Annotated in this window: 23 protein-coding genes; 15 read left to right on the top strand and 8 right to left on the bottom strand. The window is 66.5% G+C overall.

Annotated elements, in window-relative coordinates; translation table 11 throughout:
• Positions 1-54 precede the first annotated feature (54 nt).
• Positions 55-1,323: a hypothetical protein gene (locus FQS62_RS10790; RefSeq protein WP_208044077.1), complete on the bottom strand. Its 1,269-nt coding sequence runs from the start codon at positions 1,321-1,323 to the stop codon at positions 55-57.
• 73 nt (positions 1,324-1,396) lie between these two features.
• Here FQS62_RS10790 and aat point away from each other — a divergent pair, with 73 nt between their 5' ends.
• From aat to FQS62_RS10775, 3 genes are all read left to right on the top strand, one after another.
• A complete protein-coding gene (aat, locus tag FQS62_RS10785) occupies positions 1,397-2,137 on the top strand; it encodes a leucyl/phenylalanyl-tRNA--protein transferase (RefSeq protein WP_208044106.1) in 741 nt (246 codons plus the stop codon).
• A gap of 86 nt (positions 2,138-2,223) precedes the next feature.
• The gene (gene infA / locus FQS62_RS10780) at positions 2,224-2,442 is read left to right on the top strand and encodes a translation initiation factor IF-1 (RefSeq protein WP_005409596.1); all 219 of its coding nucleotides are present in this window, start codon (positions 2,224-2,226) and stop codon (positions 2,440-2,442) included.
• 334 nt (positions 2,443-2,776) lie between these two features.
• Positions 2,777-3,169, top strand: coding sequence for a hypothetical protein (locus FQS62_RS10775; RefSeq protein WP_049446765.1), 393 nt, complete (start codon positions 2,777-2,779; stop codon positions 3,167-3,169).
• Between the two features lie 75 nt (positions 3,170-3,244).
• On the opposite strand, the gene clpA is transcribed toward FQS62_RS10775, so the two are convergent.
• On the bottom strand, positions 3,245-5,530 hold the full coding sequence (clpA, locus tag FQS62_RS10770) for an ATP-dependent Clp protease ATP-binding subunit ClpA (RefSeq protein ID WP_010485852.1): 2,286 nt from the start codon (positions 5,528-5,530) through the stop codon (positions 3,245-3,247).
• A gap of 138 nt (positions 5,531-5,668) precedes the next feature.
• On the opposite strand from clpA, the gene FQS62_RS10765 reads away from it, so the two are divergent.
• Positions 5,669-6,481 carry an APH(6) family putative aminoglycoside O-phosphotransferase gene (locus FQS62_RS10765; protein ID WP_208044076.1) on the top strand — a complete coding sequence of 271 codons (813 nt, stop codon included), beginning with the start codon at positions 5,669-5,671 and terminating at the stop codon, positions 6,479-6,481.
• A gap of 161 nt (positions 6,482-6,642) precedes the next feature.
• Here the strand turns inward: FQS62_RS10765 and clpS are convergent, their stop codons facing one another.
• Complete coding sequence (clpS, locus tag FQS62_RS10760; RefSeq protein ID WP_006444529.1) at positions 6,643-6,969, bottom strand: ATP-dependent Clp protease adapter ClpS; 327 nt, start codon at positions 6,967-6,969, stop codon at positions 6,643-6,645.
• A gap of 112 nt (positions 6,970-7,081) precedes the next feature.
• On the opposite strand from clpS, the gene FQS62_RS10755 reads away from it, so the two are divergent.
• The 8 genes from FQS62_RS10755 to FQS62_RS10720 all read left to right on the top strand — a co-directional run bounded on the left by FQS62_RS10755 (position 7,082) and on the right by FQS62_RS10720 (position 13,238).
• Positions 7,082-7,552, top strand: a complete 471-nt coding sequence (locus FQS62_RS10755) for a hypothetical protein (RefSeq protein ID WP_049446369.1) — start codon at positions 7,082-7,084, stop codon at positions 7,550-7,552.
• 1 nt (position 7,553) lies between these two features.
• A complete protein-coding gene (locus tag FQS62_RS10750; RefSeq protein ID WP_208044075.1) occupies positions 7,554-8,015 on the top strand; it encodes an NUDIX hydrolase in 462 nt (153 codons plus the stop codon).
• Complete coding sequence (gene mnmA / locus FQS62_RS10745) at positions 8,012-9,154, top strand: tRNA 2-thiouridine(34) synthase MnmA (protein WP_057501118.1); 1,143 nt, start codon at positions 8,012-8,014, stop codon at positions 9,152-9,154. The genes FQS62_RS10750 and mnmA overlap by 4 nt, the downstream gene beginning before the upstream one ends.
• Positions 9,151-9,765, top strand: a complete 615-nt coding sequence (gene hflD / locus FQS62_RS10740) for a high frequency lysogenization protein HflD (RefSeq protein ID WP_049446364.1) — start codon at positions 9,151-9,153, stop codon at positions 9,763-9,765. Before mnmA ends, hflD begins: the two co-directional genes overlap by 4 nt.
• Before the next feature lie 164 nt (positions 9,766-9,929).
• Entirely contained in the window at positions 9,930-11,120 is a 1,191-nt protein-coding gene (locus FQS62_RS10735) for a methyl-accepting chemotaxis protein (protein ID WP_057501117.1), read from the top strand.
• Between the two features lie 98 nt (positions 11,121-11,218).
• Positions 11,219-11,434 carry a hypothetical protein gene (locus FQS62_RS10730; protein WP_208044074.1) on the top strand — a complete coding sequence of 72 codons (216 nt, stop codon included), beginning with the start codon at positions 11,219-11,221 and terminating at the stop codon, positions 11,432-11,434.
• Positions 11,435-11,501: 67 nt separating this feature from the next.
• Positions 11,502-12,008, top strand: coding sequence for a hypothetical protein (locus FQS62_RS10725; protein ID WP_208044073.1), 507 nt, complete (start codon positions 11,502-11,504; stop codon positions 12,006-12,008).
• Between the two features lie 54 nt (positions 12,009-12,062).
• Positions 12,063-13,238 carry a GAD-like domain-containing protein gene (locus tag FQS62_RS10720; protein WP_164176477.1) on the top strand — a complete coding sequence of 392 codons (1,176 nt, stop codon included), beginning with the start codon at positions 12,063-12,065 and terminating at the stop codon, positions 13,236-13,238.
• A gap of 140 nt (positions 13,239-13,378) precedes the next feature.
• On the opposite strand, the gene FQS62_RS10715 is transcribed toward FQS62_RS10720, so the two are convergent.
• Complete coding sequence (locus tag FQS62_RS10715) at positions 13,379-16,138, bottom strand: bifunctional diguanylate cyclase/phosphodiesterase (protein ID WP_208044072.1); 2,760 nt, start codon at positions 16,136-16,138, stop codon at positions 13,379-13,381.
• Between the two features lie 131 nt (positions 16,139-16,269).
• On the opposite strand from FQS62_RS10715, the gene FQS62_RS10710 reads away from it, so the two are divergent.
• Complete coding sequence (locus FQS62_RS10710) at positions 16,270-18,372, top strand: sensor histidine kinase (RefSeq protein ID WP_057501113.1); 2,103 nt, start codon at positions 16,270-16,272, stop codon at positions 18,370-18,372.
• A 4-nt stretch (positions 18,373-18,376) separates the two neighbouring features.
• Complete coding sequence (locus tag FQS62_RS10705; RefSeq protein ID WP_049446355.1) at positions 18,377-20,149, top strand: EAL domain-containing protein; 1,773 nt, start codon at positions 18,377-18,379, stop codon at positions 20,147-20,149.
• A 93-nt stretch (positions 20,150-20,242) separates the two neighbouring features.
• On the opposite strand, the gene FQS62_RS10700 is transcribed toward FQS62_RS10705, so the two are convergent.
• From FQS62_RS10700 to flgA, 4 genes are all read right to left on the bottom strand, one after another.
• Positions 20,243-21,463: an ATP-binding protein gene (locus FQS62_RS10700; RefSeq protein WP_208044071.1), complete on the bottom strand. Its 1,221-nt coding sequence runs from the start codon at positions 21,461-21,463 to the stop codon at positions 20,243-20,245.
• Positions 21,464-21,554: 91 nt separating this feature from the next.
• A complete protein-coding gene (locus FQS62_RS10695; protein ID WP_010485882.1) occupies positions 21,555-21,893 on the bottom strand; it encodes a flagella protein in 339 nt (112 codons plus the stop codon).
• On the bottom strand, positions 21,890-22,195 hold the full coding sequence (gene flgM, locus FQS62_RS10690) for a flagellar biosynthesis anti-sigma factor FlgM (protein ID WP_049446352.1): 306 nt from the start codon (positions 22,193-22,195) through the stop codon (positions 21,890-21,892). Before flgM ends, FQS62_RS10695 begins: the two co-directional genes overlap by 4 nt.
• A gap of 75 nt (positions 22,196-22,270) precedes the next feature.
• Complete coding sequence (gene flgA / locus FQS62_RS10685) at positions 22,271-22,927, bottom strand: flagellar basal body P-ring formation chaperone FlgA (RefSeq protein ID WP_049446349.1); 657 nt, start codon at positions 22,925-22,927, stop codon at positions 22,271-22,273.
• 219 nt (positions 22,928-23,146) lie between these two features.
• On the opposite strand from flgA, the gene FQS62_RS10680 reads away from it, so the two are divergent.
• The gene (locus FQS62_RS10680; protein WP_010485887.1) at positions 23,147-24,091 is read left to right on the top strand and encodes a chemotaxis protein; all 945 of its coding nucleotides are present in this window, start codon (positions 23,147-23,149) and stop codon (positions 24,089-24,091) included.
• Positions 24,092-24,156: the final 65 nt, after the last annotated feature.

Genomic DNA, 24,156 nt, shown 5'->3' with positions numbered 1-24,156 from the left:
GAGGTCTGCCAACCAAGGTTGGCGTTTATCCGAGCGCTGGCGAGGACGCTGTGCTCAGGTGCACTGCCAGAAGTGCCCACTCACCCGGCACGTCGCACACCAGAGCGTGTAGAGCATGCCGCCACTGCCCCAGAGCAGCGCGCCGCCACCGGTGGTCGGCAGCGTCGAATCGAGCTGCATCACGAAGGGCATCTCCTCACCGCAATCGATGCACGCCGGATACCAGGCACTCTGCACCCAGCTCGGCGCACCGCCCACGCGCGACAGGTTCTGCCGATGATTGGACTGTCCCCAGTCCTGCTGCTGCCAGCGCGCACTGTCCATGGCGGCCAGACCCACCTCGGCCTGCATCAGATCACCGCTGTCGGTCGGCGTGGCCGGCACCTCCAAACGCTGACTGGGGTGGCAGCTGGGCAGGCCGGCGGCATCGTGGCGATAGAAACGCACAGGCGGATCTTCCCAACCGCAGCAGTCCAGGCACAGGCCCAGCGTGATCTCACCCGCCGCGCCCGGCTGCAGCGCGGCAGCATCGGTTCGCAGCAGGCGCTGCAGCGGCGCATGGCAGCTGCCACACAGCGCTTCCAGCGGCCCTCCCATCTGCCCGGCGTGGTGCACATGCCCACCATTCCAGGTCGGGTGCAGGCGCCAGATGCGCTTGCGCCAGCTCGGCTCTTCGGCCACCTGCGCGCGATGCTGCTCGCGGCCGAAGCGGATGTGCAACGGCCGCTCCCCATGCAGGCGCCGCGGCTGCGGTCCGTCGGCGACGCCGGCCCAGTGCGCCCAGACCTCGGCATCCAACCGCCCCCAGTCGACCGCGTAGCCGCGGGCAACGGCGTAGGCCTCCGGCTGGGCTGCCAGCAACAGCGCCCGGGCTCGCGCCATCTCGCGATCGTCATCGGCTTCGGCCAGGATCTGCGCCCACTGTGCGGCAATGGCAGAGGGCAAGCCACGCCATACCTGCGACGCCAGCTGCAGCTCATCCTCAGTGGCGACCGCCAGCAATGCCTCCCAGTCGTCCTGCAGCAGCTGTGGCGCCTGATAGCTGGCGAACTCCATCACGCTGGCCAGCAGCTCGCCGCGCTCGCCATCTCGATAGCGACGCCAGGCCTCGACACAGACCGGCGCAACCGCTTCGTCGGGCAGCAGATCCAGCGCCATGTCGAGAAAGGCCGAGCCGGGTGAGCGCCGGGCCAGGGCCAGCAGCATCAGCGCACCGAGCTGGTCCGGCTGCTCAGTGGCCAGCGCCAGCAGCATGCTCTGGCTGTCGTTGCGCGTGCGCGGGGTGTCGTGCACATCGAGGATTGCGGTGATCGCGTCACTCATGCGTAGGGCTCCTTGCCATTGGACGCTGATGGTGCCAGACATCAGCGATCACCACGGCGAATACAATGGCGGCATGACCCGCCAGCTGCCCTGGCGCCTGGCCGATGCGCCGGACGCCCCCTTCCCTCCGGCCGAGACCGCCCTGCGCCAGCCCGACGGCCTGCTCGCGGTGGGCGGCGACCTGCATCCGGTGCGACTGCTCAATGCCTATGCCGGCGGCATCTTTCCGTGGTTCAGCGAGGGCGAGCCAATCCTGTGGTGGTCGCCGGACCCGCGCATGGTGTTCCGCACCGAGGGCGTGCATCTGTCCAGCCGCTTCCGCCGCCAATTGCGCAGCAGCACGTGGGAGATCACCGCCGACACCGCCTTCAGCCGTGTGATGCGTGCCTGCGCTGCAGCGCCGCGGCCAGGCCAGGACGGCACGTGGATCAGCCCGGCGATGGTCGAGGCTTACAGCCAGCTGCACGATCTCGGCTTCGCCCATTCCTTCGAAGTCTGGGATCGGCAGACGCTGGTCGGCGGCATCTACGGCGTCGCGATCGGCGCCATGTTCTTCGGCGAGAGCATGTTCAGTGGCGCCAGCGGCGGCTCCAAGATCGCCCTGGCCACCCTGGCATCCACCCTGCGTGGTTGGGGCTGGGAACTGATCGATGCCCAGGTGGAGAATCCGCACCTGCTGCGGATGGGCGCCGAACACCTGCCGCGCGTGGACTTTCTGGAGCACGTCCGTCAGGCCGTGCACCGTGACGGCCGTGAAGGCCCCTGGACCCAGGCGGTAGGACGCTTGCCAGCACGGCGTTTGGCCGGGGGTTAACACAAACTTTGCAAGCCGGGCCCATCACGCGTAAAATACCGCGCCTTAGGCCCAGCGTGGCCGTTTTCTGAACCGCACAGGACTACATGTCGAAAGACGATTCCATCGAGTTCGAGGGCACCGTCAGCGAGACGCTGCCGAACACCACTTTCCGCGTTCGTCTGGAAAATGGGCACGAAATCATCGCCCACATCTCCGGCCGCATGCGCAAGAACTACATCCGCATCCTCACCGGTGACCGGGTCAAGGTTGAAATGACCCCGTACGACCTGACCAAGGGTCGTATCACCTACCGCATGAAGTAAGCGGTCGGCGCACTGCGCCACTCCGACAGGGCCGGCCTCGCTGCTGGCCTTTTGTCGTGCGCGAAAGAAAGTTCCAGACTTCGCCCGCAGCGCATTTTCGTCCCTGTCCAACATCCAGCATCGCGATTGCACATTCCGCACGAGGCGGTCGCATTCGTCATCGGGGATGGCGGCGCCAGCAGGGATTTCGTTCAATCGCGGCCTGATGCGCCAAAGGTCATCGTGACCGATCTCACCATGGCGTCGGTCAGCCCTGCTTGCGGCAGATTCGCATTTGCAGCGACAGCGGCATCGTGGGATCCGATCCAGTCCGGATCGCCACCCCCGCCCGATCATGAACGCCCTGCTCCCGCACGTCCTGCTGCCGGCAGTTCTGCTGGCCAGCCTCCCCCTGTCGGCGCGCGCCGCCGAACCCGCCAAACCCGCCAAACCCTCCACCCCGGCCGAGTGCATCGCCCTCGGCACCAGCCGCGACATCCGCCCCTCCAGTACGGAACGCGAAGTGCTGCTGCGCGACGGCAACAACCACTATCGGGTCCACCTGCAGAAGCGCTGCCTGGGCGCCGCGGCATCGGCCAGCTACGTCTTCTTCACACCCAACACGACCGAGCAGATCTGTGGCGATGCTCGCAGCACGCTGCAGACCGACAGCAACCACTGCACCGTGACCTGGATCGAGCCGGTCGATGCGGCAACCTTCAAGCGCCTGGCCCAGCAGGGACGTTGAAGGGCGGATACGCAACAAGGGCGGCCGGAGCCGCCCTTGTTTTCCAACCGCACCCGGAATGGATCCGGCGCCGCCTTACTCCACCGTCACCGGCAGCAGGCGCTCTGGTTCGGCCTGGGTTTCGACCACCAGCTCGTCGTCGCGGACGTCGATGCTGACCTTGCCACCGTTGACCAGCTTGCCGAACAGCAGCTCGTCGGCCAGCGGACGCTTGATCTTGTCCTGGATCACGCGGGCCATCGGGCGGGCACCCATCAGCGGGTCGAAACCATGGTGGGCCAGCCAATCACGCGCGGTCGGCGTGGCCGACAGGCTGACGTGCTTGTCCTGCAGCAGCATCTCAAGCTCGATCAGGAACTTGTCCACCACGCGCAGGATGTGCTCGAAGCCCAGCGCCTGGAACTGCACGACCGCGTCGAGGCGGTTGCGGAATTCCGGGGTGAAGCTGCGACGGATGGTCTCCATTGCGTCGGTGGCATGGTCCTGCTTGGTGAAACCGATCGAACGCCGCGAGGCCTGCGCCGCGCCGGCATTGGTGGTCATCACCAGCACCACGTTCTTGAAGTTGGCTTCACGACCGTTGGTATCGGTCAGCACGCCGCGGTCCATCACCTGCAACAGGATGTTGAAGATGTCCGGGTGCGCCTTCTCGATCTCGTCCAGCAGCAGCACGCAATGCGGCGTCTTGACGATCTTCTCGGTCAGCAGGCCGCCCTGGTCGAAGCCGACGTAACCCGGAGGGGCACCGATCAGGCGACTGATCGAATGCGGTTCCATGTACTCGGACATGTCGAAGCGGACCAGCTCGATGCCCAGCTGTAGTGCCAGCTGCTTGGTCACCTCGGTCTTGCCGACACCGGTCGGACCGGCGAACAGGAAATTGCCGATCGGCTTTTCCGGATTGCCCAGGCCCGAACGGGCCAGCTTGATCGCCGAGGACAGCGTCTCGATGGCCGGGTCCTGGCCAAAGATCACCATCTTCAGGTTGCGCTCCAGGTGCTGCAGCACATCCTTGTCGGTGGCGCTGACCTGCTTGGTCGGAATGCGCGCCATCTTGGCGACGATCGCCTCCACTTCCTCGACGTCGATCAGCTCCTTGCGCTGGCCTTCCGGCAGCAGGCGCTGGCGGGCGCCGGCCTCGTCGATCACGTCGATGGCCTTGTCCGGCAGCAGGCGGTCGCCTATGTGCTTCACCGACAGGTCAACCGCCGCCTGCAGCGCCTCGTCGGAATAGGTCACGCCGTGGTGCAGCTCGTACTTGGACTTCAGGCCCTGCAGGATCTCGTAGGTCTCGCCCACGGTCGGCTCGACGATGTCGATCTTCTGGAAGCGACGGGCCAGCGCCCGGTCTTTCTCGAAGATGCCACGGTATTCCTGGAAGGTGGTCGAGCCGATGCAGCGCAGCTCGCCGGACGCCAGCGCCGGCTTGATCAGGTTGGACGCATCCATGGTGCCGCCCGACGCCGAGCCGGCACCGATGATGGTGTGGATCTCGTCGATGAACAGCACCGCGTTGGGCACCTTCTTCAGCGCGGTCAGCACGCTCTTCAGGCGCTTTTCGAAGTCGCCGCGGTACTTGGTGCCGGCCACCAGCGCGCCCAGGTCGAGCGAGTAGATCACCGCGTCGGCCAGTACCTCAGGCACCGAGCCCTCGACGATGCGGCGGGCCAGGCCCTCGGCGATGGCGGTCTTGCCCACGCCGGCCTCGCCCACGTAAAGCGGATTGTTCTTGCGGCGGCGGCACAGGACCTGGATGGTGCGCTCGATCTCGTCGGCACGACCGACCAGCGGGTCGATGCGACCGGCCCGGGCCTGTTCATTGAGGTTGCTGGCGAACTCGGTCAGGGCATCTCCCTTCGGCTCGCCCTCCCCGCCTTCGATGCGGCCTTCGCCCTCGGAGGACGAGGACGGCTGCTCGCCTTCCTCGCCCAGCTTGGCGATGCCATGAGACAGGTAATTGACCACGTCCAGCCGGGTGACGTCCTGCTGGTTGAGGTAATAGACGGCGTGGGAGTCCTTTTCGCCGAAGATGGCGACCAGCACATTGGCGCCGGTGACCTCCTTCTTGCCCGAGGACTGCACGTGGTACACGGCCCGCTGCAGCACGCGCTGGAAGCCCAGGGTCGGCTGGGTATCGCGGCCGTCATCTTCGGCCAGGCGGGACACGGAGGCCTCGATGGCCTGCTCAAGCTCCTGGCGCAGGCGTTCGGCGTCTGCACCACAGGCTTTCAGTACGGCCTGGGCGGACGGGTTGTCGAGCAGTGCCAACAGCAGGTGTTCGACCGTCATGAACTCATGCCGGGCCTCACGGGCGCGCTTGTAGCACTGGCCGATGGTGTGTTCGAGGTCTTTGCTGAACATGGATTACTCCGGCGGCAGATAGGGACAATATGCGGCCTGACTACGCGATTTCCATCACCCTAGCGGATTGCTGCGTTCAGATGGCGTTAGCAGTGCGAATCGCTTGATCTTCATTCACCCCAGGACAGCCCACCCAGCATGAGCGAACCCTACCTGAGCCGCTGGCGATTGCGGCGTGATGGCGCGGCCATCGAAACGCCCCATGCCCAGCTCTGGCCGGTGCTGACCGCCGCCGGAGAGCCGGCCATGCTGAAGATCAGCAGCGAAACCGAAGAGCAGAACAGCCATCGCCTGCTGCGCTGGTGGGAAGGCGATGGCGCCGCCCGCCTGCTGGCCCACGAGGGGCCGGCGATCCTGATCGAACGTGCCGGCGGCGACTCGCTGCGGCAACGTTCGATAGGGGGCGACGATGACGCCTGCACCACGATCCTGTGCCAGGTCCTGCAGCGGCTGCACCGGCCACGGAGCGCGCCGCCAGCGGAACTGGTCTGCCTCCGTAGATGGTTCGCCGACCTGCTGCAGCCAAGGGCCGTGCTGCCGCCACTGCTGGAACAGTGCAGATCACTCGCGGAGGCGTTGCTGCAGGAAGAGCGCGAGATCCGGCCGCTGCATGGCGACCTGCACCACGACAACGTGCTCGATTTCGGCGCGCGCGGCTGGCTGGCGATCGACCCGAAGCGGCTGCTGGGTGATCGTGCCTTTGATTACACGACGATGTTCAGCAACCCGGATCTCTGCGGTCCCGGCATCCACGTTGCCACGCGGCCCGAACGGTTTGCCTCCCGGCTGGAACAGGTCAGTGTGCTGGCAGGCGTGGAGCGCACGCGCCTGCTGCGCTGGATTGCAGCCAGCGCGGGGCTGTCAGCGGCGTGGTTCCGGGACGACGGCGACCCCGCCGAGGTCGACGAGGCAGTGGCACGCATGGCGCTGGAGGCGTTGGCGGAGGCGTGACCTCCGCGCCTGGTGGGCGCACTCCATCCGGGATCATTGCGCCGGGACGAAAAGCAGCCGAGCATGGGCTCGGCTCAACAGGTTTCTGCCTTGGCAGGTGCCCACCTTGGTGGGCACGCCGTGTCCGGAGTCGATGCACCCGGACGAGGATCGGCTGCCGGTCAGGCCTTTTCCATCGTGCACAGCAGCGGGTGCTGGTTCATCCGCGAATACTCGTTGACCTGGGCCACCTTGGTCTCGGCCACTTCGCGGGTGAACACCCCGCACACGCCACGGCCACGGGTATGGACGTGCAGCATCACCTGCGTGGCCTTGTCCAGGTCCATGCTGAAGAACTGCTGGAGCACGTCCACCACGAAATCCATCGGGGTGTAGTCGTCGTTGAGCAGCATCACCTGGTAGAACGGCGGCGGCGCCACTTCCGGGCGCGCGGGCTCCACGGCAACGCCGTGCTCGTGATGGGAATCGGGGGAAGACTCATGGGGCATCTGCCCATTATAGAGGCACGGGCAAGCCTGCGTCGGCCTGCCGCAGATTGGACGCCACGCACGCCCACCGTCACAATTGCACCCTCTCTCAACACTGTTTCACAGGATCTTCATGAAAAGGACCCTTCTCCCCGCCCTGCTGATCGCCCTGGCTGCCGCCGGCTCCGCTGCCGCCGCAGACGCCGACAAGGCCGTGGCCCGCCACCTGGACAAGCTGGGTTACACCTACGAAGTGGACGAGGATGGCGACTACCGTATGGTGTTCGACGTCGAGGGTGACCGCACCCAGATGGTCTATGTGCGCTCGTCGGTGGAAGATTTCGGCAGCCACAACATCCGCGAGATCTGGTCGCCGGCCTACAGCGCCAAGACCAAGCAGTTCCCGGTGGCCGTGGCCAACCGCCTGCTGGAAGATTCGCAGGACGCCAAGATGGGCGGCTGGGTGAAGCAGGACACCACCGCGATGTTCGTGGTCAAGATCGACGCCGATGCCACCGCCGACCAGCTCAGCGACGCCATCGACGCGGCCATCCGCACCGCCGACGCCATGGAGCTGGAACTGACCAAGAAGGACGAATTCTGAGTTGAACGCCACGCCGGACCCGCGCTGGGCACCGCACGCCACTGTCGCCACCGTGGTGGTCGACGGCGGCCGCGTGTTGCTGGTTGAAGAGACCATCGACGGCCGCCAGGTGCTGAACCAGCCGGCCGGCCACCTCGAGCCGGGCGAAAGCCTGGCCGAGGCAGCCCTGCGCGAGACCCGCGAGGAAACCGGCTGGACCGTGCAGCTGACCCACTTCATCGGCTGCTACCAGTGGACTGCCGGCGACGGAACAGCCTTTCTGCGCTTCTGCTACGCAGCCCGCCCGGTCTCGCACGACCCGGCGCAGCCGCTGGACACCGGCATCGACCGCGCGCTGTGGCTGACCCCGGCCGAACTGCAGTCCGCCGGTGAACGCCTGCGCAGCCCGCTCGTCTGGCAGGTGGTGGCCGATTACCTGGGTGGCCAGCGCCACCCACTTTCCCTGGTCCGGGAGGTCGCATGAGCACTCCGCGCGTGATGGTGGGCGTTTCCGGTGGCGTCGACTCCTCGGTCGCCGCCTGGCGCCTGGTACAGCAGGGCGAAGCCGTGGCCGGCCTGTTCATGCAGAACTGGGCCGACGACGGCAGTGGCGATTGTCGCGCCGAGGACGACCGCCGCGACGCGGTGGCCGTCTGCGGCCTGCTCGGCATCCCCTTCCACTTCCGCGATTTCTCCAGCGAATACTGGCAGGGCGTGTTCGAGCACTTCCTGGCCGAGTACGCGGCCGGGCGCACGCCGAACCCGGACGTGCTGTGCAACCGCGAAGTGAAGTTCAAGCACTTCCTGGACGCCGCCCGCGAGCTGGGCGCCGAACGCATCGCCACCGGCCACTACGCGCGGGTGACCCAGCGCGGCCACCAGTGGCTGCTGCTGCGTGGCGCCGACCGCTCCAAGGACCAGAGCTACTTCCTGCACCAGCTGGGCCAGGAACAGCTGTCGGCGACCCTGTTCCCGATCGGCGACCTGGAAAAGACCGACCTGCGCCGGATCGCGCGTGACGTCAGCCTGCCGACCCACGCCAAGAAGGACTCCACCGGCATCTGCTTCATTGGTGAGCGCGACTTCCGTGAATTCCTCGGCCGCTACCTGCCGGCCAAGCCCGGCCAGATCCTCGACCCGGCCGACGGCAGCGTGATCGCCGAGCATCCGGGTGTGTTCTATTTCACCCTGGGCCAGCGCGAGGGCCTGAACATCGGCGGCGTGCGTGGCCGCCCGGCCGCGCCGTGGTACGTGGTTGGCAAGGACGTGGCCAGCAACGTGCTGTACGTGGACCAGGACCGTGACAGCAAGTGGATGCTGTCCGAGCGCCTGCGCTCGGAAACCGCGCACTGGATCGCCGGTTCGCCGCCGGCACGGCGCTTCGAATGCACCGCCCAGACCCGCTACCGCCAACCCGACGAGCCGTGTACGGTCGATGTGCTGGACGATGGCAGCGTGCTGGTCACCTTCGCGCGCCCGCAGCGCGCCGTTACCCCTGGTCAATCGCTGGTGCTGTATGACGGTGATGTGTGCCTGGGTGGCGCGGTGATCGCCGCCACCGATGCGCCGCTGGAACAGCGCCTGCGCACCACCCCTTCCCCTTTTGAGGTAATCGCTGCATGAGTTTCACTGTCGACGACCGCGTCCTGGCTTTGGCCGGCATTGCCCAAGCCCTGCAGCAGGTACGCCGTATCGCCGATACCGGCCATTCCGACGCCGCCGCCGTGCGCACCGCCGTGGACAGCGTGTTCCGCGTCGATGCGTCCTCGCCGCAGGAGGTGTTCGGTGACCGCCATGCACTGAAGTCCGGCCTGCGCCTGCTGCACAACTACTTCCGCAGCCAGGGCCAGGACCCGATCCTGCCCAAGCTGGCCCTGTCGGTGCTGCAGCTGGAGCGCCGCTTCGTTCAGGACGGCGCCACCGTGAACAAGGTCGCCTCGGGCATCGAGCGCGCCCAGCGCCAGGCCACCGAACTGGGCGACAGCGGCCACCCGGACGTGCTGGCCAACCTGGGCGGCCTGTACGCCGACACCATCAGCCACCTGAAACCGCGGGTCATGGTGCAGGGCAACCCGCACTACCTGGGCCAGGCCGGCGTGGTGGCCGAGATCCGCGCCCTGCTGCTGGCGGCGGTGCGCTCGGCGGTGCTGTGGCGCCAGCTGGGCGGCAGCTACTGGGACTTCCTGTTCAGCCGCAAGGCGATGATCGAAGCCGTGGACCGGCAGCTGGCCTGAGCCCCATGGGGTCGGATCCCTTTCCGGCACGGAAAGGGCTCTGACCCCGAGGCCGCCAAGGCGTCGGAAAACCGGCGCATTCAGAATGCACTTCGAGGCATTTCGACGTTAAAGAGAAAGGGGGTACGGCCGATACATCCTCCGTGCACCTCCCGAGAACGTCCATGTACTCACGCATTTTCATCCGTCTGGCCGCCCCCCTGGCTCTGACCCTGCTGCTCCCCTTCGCCATCGGTTTCGAATGGCCGGCCGCCCTGCGCTGGGCGATCCTGACCACGATGACGCTGAGCTGGCTTGGCTTTGCGTGGTGGACCACCCGCGCCCAGGCGCACCGCTCCCCCGAACACGCCCGTGTCCTGCGTGAGCAGGATCAGCTGCTGACCGAACTGCGCAACTTCGTCGGCAACGAGATCGACGGTTCGCGTGGCGAAGTGGAACGCGCCCGTGACCTGATCCGCCAAGCCGTCTCCAGCCTCGGCGGCAGCTTCGATGCAATGAACCGCAAGTCGCGCCAGCAGAGCCAGGCCCTGTCGCGCATCGTCGACCGCGCCGGCGATGAAGGCAGCGCCGGCCTCGACGTTGCCCGCTTTGCCCAGCATGCCAGCCACCGCATGGAACAGCTGGTGGAAGCACTGGAACAGGTGAGCGGCCAGAGCAGCACCACCGTGCAGCACATCGACCAGATGGCGCAGCACCTGGATGGCATCTTCGCGCTGCTGGAAGACGTCAAGTCGATCGCCGACCAGACCAACCTGCTGGCCCTGAACGCTGCAATCGAAGCGGCGCGTGCCGGTGAAGCCGGTCGTGGCTTCGCGGTGGTCGCCGACGAAGTGCGTAATCTGTCCGAGCGCTCGACCACCTTCAACGAGCAGATCCGCAAGCTGGCGCACAGCTCCAAGGACGCCATCGCCAAGGTGCGCGAGACGGTTTCGCACATGGCCTCGCGCGATATGGACCGCTCCCGCGAAGCCCGCCAGGAAGCGGCGGCGATGCTCGACAACGTCGCGCAGATCAACGCCTCGCTGGGCGACGGCATGCGCGAAGTGTCCGAGTGTGCCCGTTCGATCGATGGCAGCGTGGCCGAAGCGGTGCGCGCCCTGCAGTTCGAGGACATTGCCACCCAGGCGCTGGGCGGCGTGCACACCCACCTGGACCGCCTGACCGCGATCAATCGCGAAGCGGTGGCCCTGCAGGAACTGCTGCATCGCAACGGCGGCGTGTTCGACGAAGAGATCGCCACCGCCCTGCAGCGCACCGGCAACCGACTGCGCGAGCTGCGCAGCGAATGGGAACGCCCGCCGCACAAGCCTGTTGCCCAGCAGAGCATGGGCGCCGGCACCGTCGAGCTGTTCTGACCCTGATGTCCGCTGCCGTCGCCGGCAGCCCGCAAGGCCCCGGTTCGTCCGGGGCCTTTGCCTGTAACCCGCCGTTGGATGCATCCTGTACACGCACCATGACCCTGATCCGCGCCCTGCCCTCCCTCACCGACACCGAGCGCCCGCGCAACGCGAGCGTGCGTGAGCAGCTGCAACAGCTGGAAGAGGTCGCCCGCGAGGAACTGCTCGAACTGCAGCACCTGGCCGATGCGCGGCCCGCCCCGTCTCGCGCGGACGAGGAGCTACTGGGACTGGCGTGGGACCTGGGGTTGGACGGCGAGGCGCTGAAGTAGATCCACGCCATGCGTGGATAGGCCGTCGCGCATGGCATGATCCACCGGTCCCCTTCATGGAAGACCGATGGCCATCGCCCTGATCGCACTTCTGCTGATCGAGACCGTCCTTATGATGGCCTGGGCGGCCAGCTATTTCAGCTGGGGCATCACCCTGTTCAACGAACGCATCGCAGCGGCGCCCGCCATGCAGGCCCGGCTCTCGCTGGGCAGCCTGGAACGTGACCTGCCGCAGGACAAATGGCTGCACTTGGCCTGCCATGCGCTACCCAACGGCAGCATGGCGTTCCGCGAGAGCTTCGCGCCGAGCTTCGGCCTGCGCTACTTCCCGGTAATGCGAGGACGGGTCGTGCTCAACGCGCGACGGCATGAGGTGCGGGTGATCGGCCTGTGCAGCTGGTTCGTGGCAATCCTGTCGCTGGTGCTGTTGCCGCTGGTGGCGATGCGCCCGATGGTGGCGCCGCTGCTGGTGGTGCTGCCGCTGTTCCTGGCCAGCTATCTGGTGCAGAGGCGGCGCTATGCGGCCATTGTCGAGGCCTTGCGCATGCAGTTGAAGTCGGAGTTTCCAAGGTAGATCCACGCCATGCGTGGATAATGCCCCGCGATGCCTGTATTTCGGATTGTTTGCATGGATCGTGAGCGCTCGGCCCTTCATCGTAAAGGGCCGATTCCGGTTCAGATCAGCCCGATGACCAGCGCCGCCGTCTGCCTTTCACTCGCTTTGCAGCTCCCGGTTGCTTCAGAACCGCTTGCCGTAGATCCCGACTCCCTGCTCGCCCTTCACCAGGCGCTCCAGTCCTTCGGCGAGTTTCAACAGCCCTACTCCGCACCTGTAGATGTGACCGATCCTGATGCAGGTGCGACCGATGCAACTGTCGAGATCTCCGCCGGGTGTGTGAAGGATGGTCCACAGGTCATCATCCTGGACGCTGATGTTGACGACTCATCCGAGCGCTATCTTGTACTGAACGAGCCATGGCAAAGCCTTCCGGCGGGAACGTTGTTGCTTGTCTCTGGAAGCACAGCGACCGTCATTTCAACCCAGGAGGCAAACAAGGAAACCGCACAGGCCGAGGCAATGTTGAATTTCCTGGACTACCTGCCCATCAACCTGGGTTCGAACTCCCTGGCCGGGCCGAACCCTGACGTGACGGCGGCAGAGATCGATTCCGACAGTTTCATGCAGAATTTCGCTATGAGCAGCGAAGGTGAATCTGTTTCCGAAGCGGCCTTTGCAGCGTGGGAAGGCAAGCTGCCAGGATTGCTGCTGGCGCTGTGGCAACGCGACGGGTTCGCACGCTATCGGGACGACAAGCTCGCCTTGGTCGATCCGCACCTGTATGCGGAGGTTGCTACTGCGTTCCTGCAAGGCAATCCCATGGAGGGTGCCGATACTTTCCATGTCTACGCGGTGACGGCTTTCGGCCAGATTCTGCTGTGTGGGGAGAACACCTCCACGCCGATCAGCATCGATCCACACAGTGGACACGTCACGACAGAATCGGATGTGCCAGACCCCGCCGATGCGGCGGAACGCAACTGGAAACTGGAGTTCCTGCTGGAGGCCCTGGATGGGCCCTATCTTGACGTCACCGACGACGATGAGCGGCCCCTGCATGCGCATGCACTTGACCGACTTGGGCCATTGGCTCCTAATGAGATCTACAGCTTTTCGCCCGCGGTTTCCGAAGGTGGCTGGAATGCGGCGCATCTGGTGAAGACAGATCGTCTCGCTGAGCTGAAAGCCCTTGCTGCGACAGTGGTCAAGGCGCGACCAACGCAACCGGATGTCAGTGGCAGATAGTTGCACACCGTGCGTGGATGGACGCGAGCGCAGACATCAGTGCCGACCAACGGTCGGCACCCACCAAAGTCGGCGCCGCCAGTAGATCCACGCCATGCGTGGATGATCGCGAAGTGCCGGCCCCCACCAGAGTCTGGCTGTCAGCGCACCAGCACTGCTTCGCCGCTGGCGTCGGTGCGCATCGGGGCCGGGTGCTGCTGGCGCAGCCACTGCGCCAGGTCACGCGGGCTGAGCGGACGCGAGTACAGATAGCCCTGGATCTCGTCGCAGCCCTGGCGGCGCAGCATGTCTTCTTCCTGGTGCGTTTCCACGCCCTCGGCCACCACCTTCATGCCCAGCGCGTGGCCCAGGTGCACGATGGCCTGGGTTACTTCGGCCGTGCCCGAATCGTGCAGCATGCCCTGCACGAAACTGCGGTCGATCTTCAGGCGACCGACCGGGAAGCGGTTGAGATAATTGAGGTTGGAGAAGCCGGTACCGAAGTCATCCACCGCCAGCGGCACGCCGTGCCGTTCCAGCACATCGAAGCAATGGCGCAGGATGTCGGTGTCACGGATCAGCGCGGACTCAGTCAGCTCCAACTCCAGCCGTTGCGGCGGCCAGCCGTGGGCATGGCAGATCTCGATCACACGTTCGGCAAAGCCGCGGTCACGCAACTGCACCGCGGATACATTGACCGCGATGCGGTCGAAACGCAGCCCAGCCCGGTCCCAGGCCATCGCCTGACGGCAGGCTTCGTTCAACACCCAGTCACCGATCCGAACGATCTCACCGCACTTTTCGGCAATCGGAATGAACTCGGCCGGGCTGCAGTAGCCAATGCCGGGGCGGTGCCAGCGCAGCAGTGCCTCGATCGCCGGCGGCTCGCCGTGATGGGCGTCCAGCAGCGGCTGGTAGGCCAGACTGAACTCGTCGCGCTCGATGGCGCCGTGCAGCGCATGTTCGAGCTCGAGCCGGCGCTGGATGCGGGCCAACGCGTCCTGGCTGTAGTACTGGTAGGTGTTGCGCCCCGCTTCCTTGGCCGCATACATCGCGGCATCGGCCGCGCGCAGCAGCGAATCAAAATCAGTCTGAGCCTCACCGAGCATGGCGATGCCGACGCTGGCGCCGACCTTCAACGTGGTTTCGCCACGGCGCAGCGGCTCGGCCAGCGAAGCAATCAACTTGCGCGCGACGTGGCCGGCGTCTTCCGGCTCGGCCAGGTCGCGCAACACCACGATGAATTCGTCGCCACTGAAGCGACCAAACAGGTCGTTGTTGCGCAGGTTCTGGTGCAGGCGCGTGGCCGCGGCCTTCAGCAGCGCATCACCGGTGGCATGACCGAAGCTGTCGTTGATGGTCTTGAAGCCATCCAGGTCGATGAACAGCATCGCCAGCGAGGTGCCACGGTCGCGCGCTTCCTCGATGGCCTCGGCGGTCTGCTCGCCGAGCAGCACGCGATTGGGCAGGCCGGTGAGCAGATCGTAGTGCGCCAGCAGCTCGATGCGCTCATTGGCCTCGCGCTCGCGGGTAATGTCACGGAACAGGACAACGAAGCGCGGCGGCAGGCCGTCACGGCGGTCCAGCTCGATCAGCACCTGCACCCAGACGCGCAGGCCGGACTGGCGGTAGAAGCACAGGTCCAGCTGCTCCGGCAGGCCGCCATTGGCGATACGGGCGAGCGCCGCTTCGAAGGCGTTGCGTGAGTCCTCGGTGTACAGCGCCAGCGCCTGGTCGAGGGTGATCGGCTCCTTGCGCAGGCCATGGATGCGGTAGCACTCCTCGGTCCATTGCATGCTTCGGGTCTGCACTTCGATCTCGCAGCCGCCGATGCGGCCCAGCGCGGAAACCCGGTTCAGCAGTTCGGTGCGCCAGCGGATCAGTGCATCGGTCTGGTGCTGCTCGGTGATGTTCTGCACCTGGCCGAGCAGGCGCTTGGGCTGGCCATCCATGTCCAGCAGCGGCTGCATCCACAGGCGCAGATGCTGCGACGGTTCATTGCCCCGGGTCAGTTCCAGTTCGATGTTGGCGGCCCGGCCATCGCGCCACAGGCGCCGCCATGCTGCGCGCAACGCTCCCCGCGATCGCGGGTGCAGCTGCTTCAACCAGCGTCGCTGGCCGGGTGCACTGCCCTGCTCCAGCGCCAGCATCGAGCGCAGCTCCGGCGACCACCAGAATTGACCGCTGTTGGGGTCGAACGACCAGCTGCCCATGCTGGCGATGCGCTGAGCCTCGCTCAGATGCAGCTGCTGTTCCTGAAGCAGCCCTTCCAGCTGCTTCTGCTGTTCGATATCGGTATGCGTGCCGACCATGCGCAGCGGCTGGCCATCGGCGGTGCGGGCGACGACGCGACCGCGGTCCAGTACCCAACGCCATTGGCCATCGGCCTGGCGGAAACGGAACTGTGCGCTGTACTGCTCGCTCAGGCCACGCAGATGCTCGTCCAGTGCAAGCCGCGCCTGGGCGATGTCCTCGCTGTGCACGCGGGCCAGAATCCCGGGGGCGGTTTCATCACCCAGTGCCGGGGTGCGCAGCACACGGTCGCTGGGAATGTCCCAGTCCCAGAGGCTGTGGCCGGCACTGTCCAGCGCCAGCTCCCAGCGCCCGCCGCCGCCGAGCGGCACCGGTTCGGGAATGCTCAGCGTAAAGGCCAGCAGATTGCCCGCGCCATCGTGCACGGCACGCAGGTGACCATCGTAGTGCCCGTGCGGGCCGCCCGGCAGCGTGCAGGCCACGATGCCGCCGTCGGCGGCCATCAGGCGTAGATCTTCCAGCATCGGCGCGTACGCGGCCACGGTAGCCGGCAGGCCATGCTCGCGCGCAGCCGGATTGGCCGCCAGCGGGCGGCCCGTGCGGTCGACGATGACCAGCGCAGACGCAAGCGGGTGCTGCAGCAGGCTGGCGATGATCCCTTGGTCCACGCGATCTTGCTCCGGATGACACGCCCGTCAGCGGGGCACGCAGTGGTTAACGGCGCCTGCGGCGGATAATTGAGTGGTCAGGGCACACCCGCGCGGTAAGATGGCCGGCGCCCCTTTCTTCCGCCCTGTCCATGCCCGCAGAACCGACCGGCAACGCCCCAGTTCCCGACCCGCGGATGGCGCAGGCGCTGAGCCGCGACCGGCGCCGGGTGGTGCTGAGCTACCTGGCGATGGCACTGGCCTGGATGATCGCAACCGACGGCGCCATACGGGCGCTGGTGCCCGACCCGCAGCAGGCCGCGTTGTGGCAGAGCCTGAAGGGTTCGTTCTTCGCTGTGGCCAGCGCCGGCCTGCTCTACCTGCTGCTGCGTCCACTGGCCGAGCATGTGCTGCATACCCATGCTCGTCAGCAAACCTCAGAACTGCGCCTGCGGCAGATGTTCGAGGGCAATCCTGGCCCGATCCTGGTCTACGACCTGGACACGCTCGCGATCCTCGACGCGAACCCGGCGGCCTGTACCGCCTTCGGCTGGGACCGTGACGAACTGCTGGAACAGACCATCGACGCGCTGTGGCCGCCAGGCCAGGACCATGCGCTGCAGACCAAGCTGGAGGCGATCCGCGAGGCGCCGGAAGAACTGTGCATCCTGCGTACCCCGCTGCAGCTGCGTGATGGCTCGCTGCGGCAGATGGAACTGCGCTCCAATGCCATCAGCTATGACGGCCACAACGCCCGCTTGTTGATTGCCATCGACCGCACCGCCGAGGATCTGGCCCAGCTGCGCCGCGACCAGGCGCTGGCCCGGGTGGAGGAAGCCCACGAGCTGGCCCGCATCGGCGCCTGGGAGCTGGACCCCTCCACCGGGCTCGGCCGCTACTCGAACCAGGTCTACCGCCTGCTCGGCCGCCGCCCGCCCGAGGCCCGGCGCTGGCATCGCTTCGACGAACTGCTGGTGCCGGCCGACCCTGCCACCGCGACCCAGACCGAACAGCTGTTGGCCGAGCTCTGCTCCGGCGAGCCGGTCCAGGTGGACGTGCTGCTGCCACTGCTGTCGATGGATGGACGCGCATTGATGGTGCATCTGCGTGCTGCCAGCGGCATCGACGAGGCCGGCCGCAAGCGCGTGCTGGGCACGCTGCAGGACGTGACAGAGCGCGAGCAGTCGCGGCGCCTGCTGCGCGAACGCGAGGAACAGTTCCGCGAACTGGTTCGGGTACTGCCCGACGGTGTGGTGATCCTCTCCGACGAACACGTGCTGTACGCCAACGCCTGGGCCGCCAGCCTGTTCGGCTATGGCAGCCACACCCTGCTCGGCGAGCCCCTGTCGGCACTGGTGGACAGCGCCGATCTGGCCCGCGTGCGCAGCCAGCTGCGGGCAGGCCAGCCCCACCTGGGGCCCGGTCACAGCAGCGTGGTGGCAATGCAGCGCGCTGACGGCCGCAGCTTCCATGCCGGCCTGGCAGTGGGTGAAGTGCGTTATGGCGGACGCGACTGCAAGCTGCTGATCGTGCGCGACCTGAGCGATGCCGAGCGCACCCGCAGCGCACTGGAAACCAGCAACCGTGAACTGCAGGCGATGGCCGGCCGCCTGTTCTCGCTGCAGGAGGACGAACGCCGCGCGATATCGCGCGACCTGCACGACGACATCGGCCAGGCCATCACGGCGATCAAGCTGTCCGCCCATGCTGCGCAGGACGAGCATGATCCGCAGCGCCGCGCCGAGGATCTGGCACAGATCGTCAGCCTGGCCGACACCACCGTGGCCAAACTGCGCGACATCTCCACCCTGCTGCGCCCGCCGCAGCTGGACGCGCTGGGCCTGGAAGCAGCCCTGAGCTGGCAGGCACGGGTGCTGTTCCGTTCCTCGCCGGTGGAACTGCTGGCCGAGATCGAGCCCCTGCCGCACCGTCCTGACAACAGCATCGAGCAGGCCTGCTTCCGTATCGCGCAGGAGAGCCTGACCAATGCCCTGCGCCACGCCCGCGCCAGCCAGGTCCTGCTGCAGCTGCGCGATGTCGGCCAGCGCGGACTGCACCTGCAGATCCGTGATGATGGCGAGGGCTTCGACCCGGACGGGCCACGAGGCCTGGGCCTGATCGTGATGCGCGAACGTGCGCAGAGCGTCGGCGGCCACGTGCGGATCGAATCCGCGCACGGCGAAGGCACCCTGATCGACGTTCATCTCCCTTACCAGGCGGCCAGCATGGCTGCCGTCGAGTCACCGGAATACTGAGCCTATGTGGAATCCCAACCTGCCCCCGGTCAGCATCGATGATGCGCCCGACCGCCTCGGCGCCGGCAACCCCGAGCTGCAGGCGATGGTCGCCGAAGCGGCCTCGGGCGGCACCGCACTGATGCTGATGCATGTGGACATCGACCACTTCGCCTCGGTCAACGAGAACATGAGTGCCGAGGTGGGAGACCAGGCGCTGGTCCTGGTGGCTCAACGGCTGCAGTCCTATCTGCGCGGGCGCGGCAAGCTGTGGCGCCATGGGAGTGACGAATTCCTGATCGCGGTGCCCCGCACTGCCGACGTGCCGCTGCCGGAAGACTTCGCCGAAGAGATCCGCCAGCAGATGGAACTGCCGCTGTCGGTGCTGCCGTACACGTTGTTCATGACCGGCAAACTGGGCGTGAGCCTGTGCCCGGAGCATGCCAGCGGCACGTCACGCCTGCTCGACCACGCCGAAGACGCGCTGTACCAGGCCGCGCGCGAAGGCGGCAACGCGGTGCGCATCCACGCGGTGGATACTCCGCCAAGCGCGCACAGCGAGAGCATCATCGCGCGGCAGATCGTCGACGCCATTCCCAATGGCGAATTGAAACTGCGCTACCAGCCGCTGGTCAGCGCTCGTGATGGCCACGTGGTCGGCATGGAAGCGCTGTTGCGCTGGCAGTCGCCGACGCTGGGCATGCTGGTACCGGAGCGCTTCATGCGCACCGCCGAGCGGCTGGGCATCATCGTGCAGATCGGCACCTGGGTGCTGGAAGGCGCACTGAAGCAGGCCCGCCTGTGGCGCGACCAAGGCTTCGACGACTTCACCATCGCCGTGAATGTCTCCACCCTGCAGTTGCTGCGGCCCAACTTCTTCGCCGAGGTCATGGGCCTGATCCAGGCGGCCGGCGTGCCGGCGCAGATGCTGACGCTGGAGATCAACGAAAGCGCGCTGACCAACAACGTCAACTTCGTGCACGAGACGCTGGCCAACCTGCGCAACGAAGGCATCAGCCTGAGCCTGGACAATTTCGGTACCGGCGACTCAAGCCTGAGTGCGCTGGTGCGCTATCCGGTGGACAAGCTGAAGATCGATCGCAGCTTCATCAAGAGCGCACCGGCCGGCAACCGTGAGGCGGCCATCGCCCGCGCGATCATCGCCATGGGCCACCAGCTGGGCATGACGGTGATCGCCAACGGCGTGGAGTCGCAGGCGCAGTTGGGCTTCCTGCGTCGCAACGATTGTGATGTATTCCAGGGCTACCTGTTCGGCGAACCGATGTCCGCCGATGCCGCCGGCATGACCCTGCGCCGCCGCTACCTGCGCCCGGAGGCCTTCGCCGAGACCCGCCCGGATCGCACGCTGCTGTTGCTGGACGACGAAGAGAACGTGCTGCGTTCGCTGGTGCGCCTGTTCCGCCGTGACGGCTACCGCATCCTGGCGGCCGGCAACGTGCGCGATGCGTTCGACCTGCTGGCCATCAACGACGTGCAGGTGATCCTGTCCGACCAGCGCATGAGCGACATGAGCGGCACCGAGTTCCTGGGCCGGGTGAAGATGCTGTACCCGGATACGATCCGCCTGGTGCTGTCCGGCTACACCGATCTGAACACGGTGACCGATGCGATCAACCGCGGCGCGATCTACCGCTTCCTGACCAAGCCGTGGAACGATGACGAACTGCGCAAGCACATCCACCAGGCGTTCCGCACCTACGAGGAACAGCGCCGCAGCAACGCCGGTCCCGCACCGGTGGAGAGCGGAGACGGCGGTGAGGATCGCCCGTTGCGGTAACGGTCCCCTCTGGTAGAGCCGGCCGCTGGCCGGCTGCTCTGGATGTCAGGTTCAATGAGGTTGCCGGCCAGCGGCCGGCACTACCAGAAGCAGTCAGCGCGGCTGCTTCACCGGCAGCACCACGCGGAAGCGCGAGCCTACGCCCGGGGTGCTGTCCAGGTCGATGCGGCCATGGTGCTTGTTGATGATGCTGTAGGAGATCGACAGGCCCAGGCCGGTGCCACTACCCACCGGCTTGGTGGTGAAGAACGGATCGAAGATGCGCTGGCGCAGTTCCGGCGAGATGCCGCCGCCGGTGTCTTCGAACTCGACCCACACGTGATCGCCATCAACGCCGGTACGCACCGTGATGGTGCCGCGCTCGGCAATGGCATGACCCGCGTTGAGCAGCAGGTTCATGTAGACCTGGTTCAACTCCGACGGCAGGCATTCCACCAACGGCAACTGGCCGAACTCGCGCACCAGGTGCACTTTGTACTTGAGTTCATTCCAGATGATGTTGATGGTCGATTCCAGGCCGGAATGCAGGTCCACCAGCTTCCATGACTCGTCGCGGCCGGAATACGAGAAGTCCTTCAGGTCGCGCACGATGCGGGTGACACGCTCGATGCCTTCGCGCGACTCGGCCATCAGCTGCGGCAGGTCGCGGCTGATGAAATCGATGTCCAGGCGATCACGAATGTCGTCGATTTCCGGGATCAGCGCCTTCGGATCCGGCGCGCGCAGCGCACGTTCGTAAGCCTCGATGACGGTGAACAGGCTGCGCAGGTACTCCTGCAGGCTGCCCAGGTTGGAGTGCACGTAGCCGATCGGATTGTTGATCTCGTGCGCGACGCCGGCAGCAAGCTGTCCGATCGAGGCCATCTTCTCCGACTGCAGCAGCTTTTCCTGGGTACCGTTCAGGCGCAGGTAGGCCTGGCGCAGCTCGGCATGGCGCTGCTGCAGTTCGCGTTCGTAGTCTTCCTGCCCTTCGATATGTCGGAACAGGGCCAGGAAGTGCTCCTGGCCGACCGGGCCGTGGTGGTAGAGGTGCGCGATGACCACGCCCTCGCCCAGCGGCAGGCTGCCATTCCAGTGGCCGTGCTGGCGCGCCTGTTCCAACGCATCGGGCGGCAACAGCTCGCGCAGACGCTGCGGCGGTGGCAGACCGCCGCCCTCACCACTGGCCAGCAGGTTCTGCGCGGCCGGATTGGCCAGGGCCACCTGCCCGTCTTCGGTGAACAGCAGCAGGCCTTCGCGCAGGCGCTCAAGCAGCGCCTGCAGCACCGGCTGCGGCGGAAGGGGGGCGGTAACCAGGGCGTTGGCAGCGGACACGGCGACTCGGGGCATTCGAACAGGCGCCCAATATACGCGGTCACGCAGCGGGCTTCAGCCCGTGTGATGGAGTTGTGCGACCGCCGTCGCGTCAGGCGACGGCGAGTGGACGGCGCGCAGTGACAGTGTGCGCCTGGCCCTTGGCATCGTAGGCCGAGGCATCTTCAGTGCGGCCGAGCTGGCGCAGCGCCCAGTTGACCTCGCGGCGGCGGCGCGACAGCAGCACGCCGTTGGCGCGGTTGCGCTCGGCCAGTTCCTGCAGCTGTTCGCCCTCGCCCACCGGCGGCGCGCCTTCCAGCGCACGCAGCGCTTCCAGCTTGGCCCCGGTGGCCCGGATCAGGGCGTGCACGTCGTGCTCGACCAGGGCCTGGCGTTCAACGTCCAGGGCCTGGGCAAGGCGCTGCAGCGGCTCGCTCATCGCCGCAGTCATCCGTGCAGCTGCTGGTCCAGCTCGAGCATGCGCGATGCGATCGCGTCCGGATTGATCTTGTAGGTGCCGTTCTGCAGCGATTCGCGCACGGCGGCCACGCGCTGGGCGTCGATCGCCGGGGCGGTGGTCAGCTCACGCTCGATGGCCTGCAGATTGGTGGCCTCGCCAGTCAGGCGCAGGCTGTCAGCCGCCTCGACCGGGCGGGTCGGCGCATCGGTGCTGACGCCGGGCTTGTTGGCCGGGGTCGTCACGCTGCGCAGTGCCTGGGGGACCTGCAGGTTGCCGTCGATTTTCTGGCTCATGGGGTGTCCTGGAGTTGCCGTTCACAAGGGATAACGGCCGCAGGGCCGTGATCTTTAGGGATATTTTGCGGTAATTCAACGCGCCACGATTACGTCACCTGCGGCATCGACCGTGCCCTGCACGATCCGCCGCGAGGACAGATTCTCCACCGAGACCCGCTCGTTCTCACCGGCATCACCCATCGCGCGGCCGGCAATACGGACCTCGACCGAGCCGCGACGCGAGACCAGGGCCACATTGTCTCCTCGCTTGATGAGACGCTGCACCACCAGATCGTTGTTCGACAGCAGGGCTCCGGCCTGCAACGGACGGCGGGCGATGCGACCGATCGCTGCATTGGGGTCGGCCAGCACCGCACCGGCAATCCGGGCGGCATCACGTTGGGCAGTGGTGATATCGGCGGCGGTGAGGGTTTCTCCAGTGCCGATTCCACGGTTGAGCACCAGCACGGTCTGGTTGCGTCGCACCTTTACGGGCACGAACAGGCGCCAACCACCGGCATCGGGGCAGCTGACCTCAACCGTGGTGTTGGCAGTGGGCTGCACCTGCAGTGCGCCCCCACACTTCGGCAGGCGCAGCGCATCGGCCACCTGGGCCTCGCCCTCGCTGCCGGCCGGCAGCGTCGACAGCGCCGCAGTACGGATGCTGGCCACCGGCTGCCAGTCGGAGGCGGTCGCCCATGGCGAGGCCAGCGACAACGCGATGGCGAATATGGATGTGACCCGGCGCATGGCGCCTCCTGTCGAAGGGATCTGGCCCAGGTGCGTGCAAGAGGTGTGCCAGAGGGGCTTGTGTAGAGTCGAGCTTGCTCGACTGCTTTCATGGCCAGTCGAGCAAGCTCGACTCAACAGAGGCAGGGTCCGCATGGCGTGGCGCCATAAAGGCGGTGTGGAGCGCGCGGGCGGCTGAGCGCCCTCAAGTTCGGCGCCTACCCCGCCGATACAGCAGCCATGTCCCATGACCTGCTCAACCGGATCGACCAGCGGACCCGTCTGGCCGGCCACAATCGCCTGGCGCTGCTGCTGTTCCGTCTCGGCGGACGTCAGCTTTTTGGCGTCAATGTCTTCAAGGTGCAGGAAGTCCTGCGGCGCCCGGAGCTGTTCCAGGTGCCCGGGCTGCCCAGCCAGTTCTCCGGCGTGGCCGACGTGCGTGGCCGCTCGGTGCCGGTGCTGGACCTGGGTCTGGCCATCGGCCACCCCGAGCGTGAGCCCGATGCGGACACCTCGCCCGGCTATCTGGTCGTCACCGAATTCAACCGTTCGATCCAGGGCTTCCTGGTCAGCGGCGTCGAGCGCATCGTCAACATCGCGGTGGAAGACATCCACCCGCCGCCGGAACTGGGCGCCGAATCGAGCTATCTGACCGCAGTCACCCGCTTCCAGGGCGAGCTGATCCAGGTGATCGACGTTGAAAGCGTGCTGGCCGATATCGCCCAGGTGCGCGGCGAGGCGGTGCTGGACCCGACCATGGCAATGCCGGCCGACGGCCCGCAGCTGCAGGTGCTGGTGGTGGACGATTCACGCGTCGCCCGTCAGCAGATCCGCAGCGTGCTGGACCAGCTGGGAGTGGGCGCCACCCTGCTTTCCGATGGCAAGCAGGCGTTGGACCACCTGCTGCAGATCCACGCCTCGGGCGAGAACCCGGCCGAGCGCTACGCCATGGTCATCTCGGACATCGAGATGCCGGCCATGGACGGCTACACGCTGACGACGGAAATCCGGCGGCACCCGGGCCTGGCCGGCTTGTACGTGCTGCTGCATACCTCGCTGTCGGGCGTATTCAACAATGCGATGGTCGAGCGCGTCGGCGCCAACGCTTTCGTAGCCAAGTACTCGCCGCACGAGCTGGCCGACTTCGTGCTGGACCGCCTGCGCAAGGTCGCGATGGCGGCCTGACGGCCCTCTCCTGTAGAGCCGAGCCCATGCTCGGCTTGTGCGGCGCCTGAACGAAAGGCAGCCGA

Origin of the sequence: Stenotrophomonas sp. SBJS02, from assembly GCF_020428325.2 — a bacterium.
Classification (GTDB): domain Bacteria; phylum Pseudomonadota; class Gammaproteobacteria; order Xanthomonadales; family Xanthomonadaceae; genus Stenotrophomonas; species Stenotrophomonas africana.
This window is presented reverse-complemented; position numbering and strand designations above follow the sequence as displayed.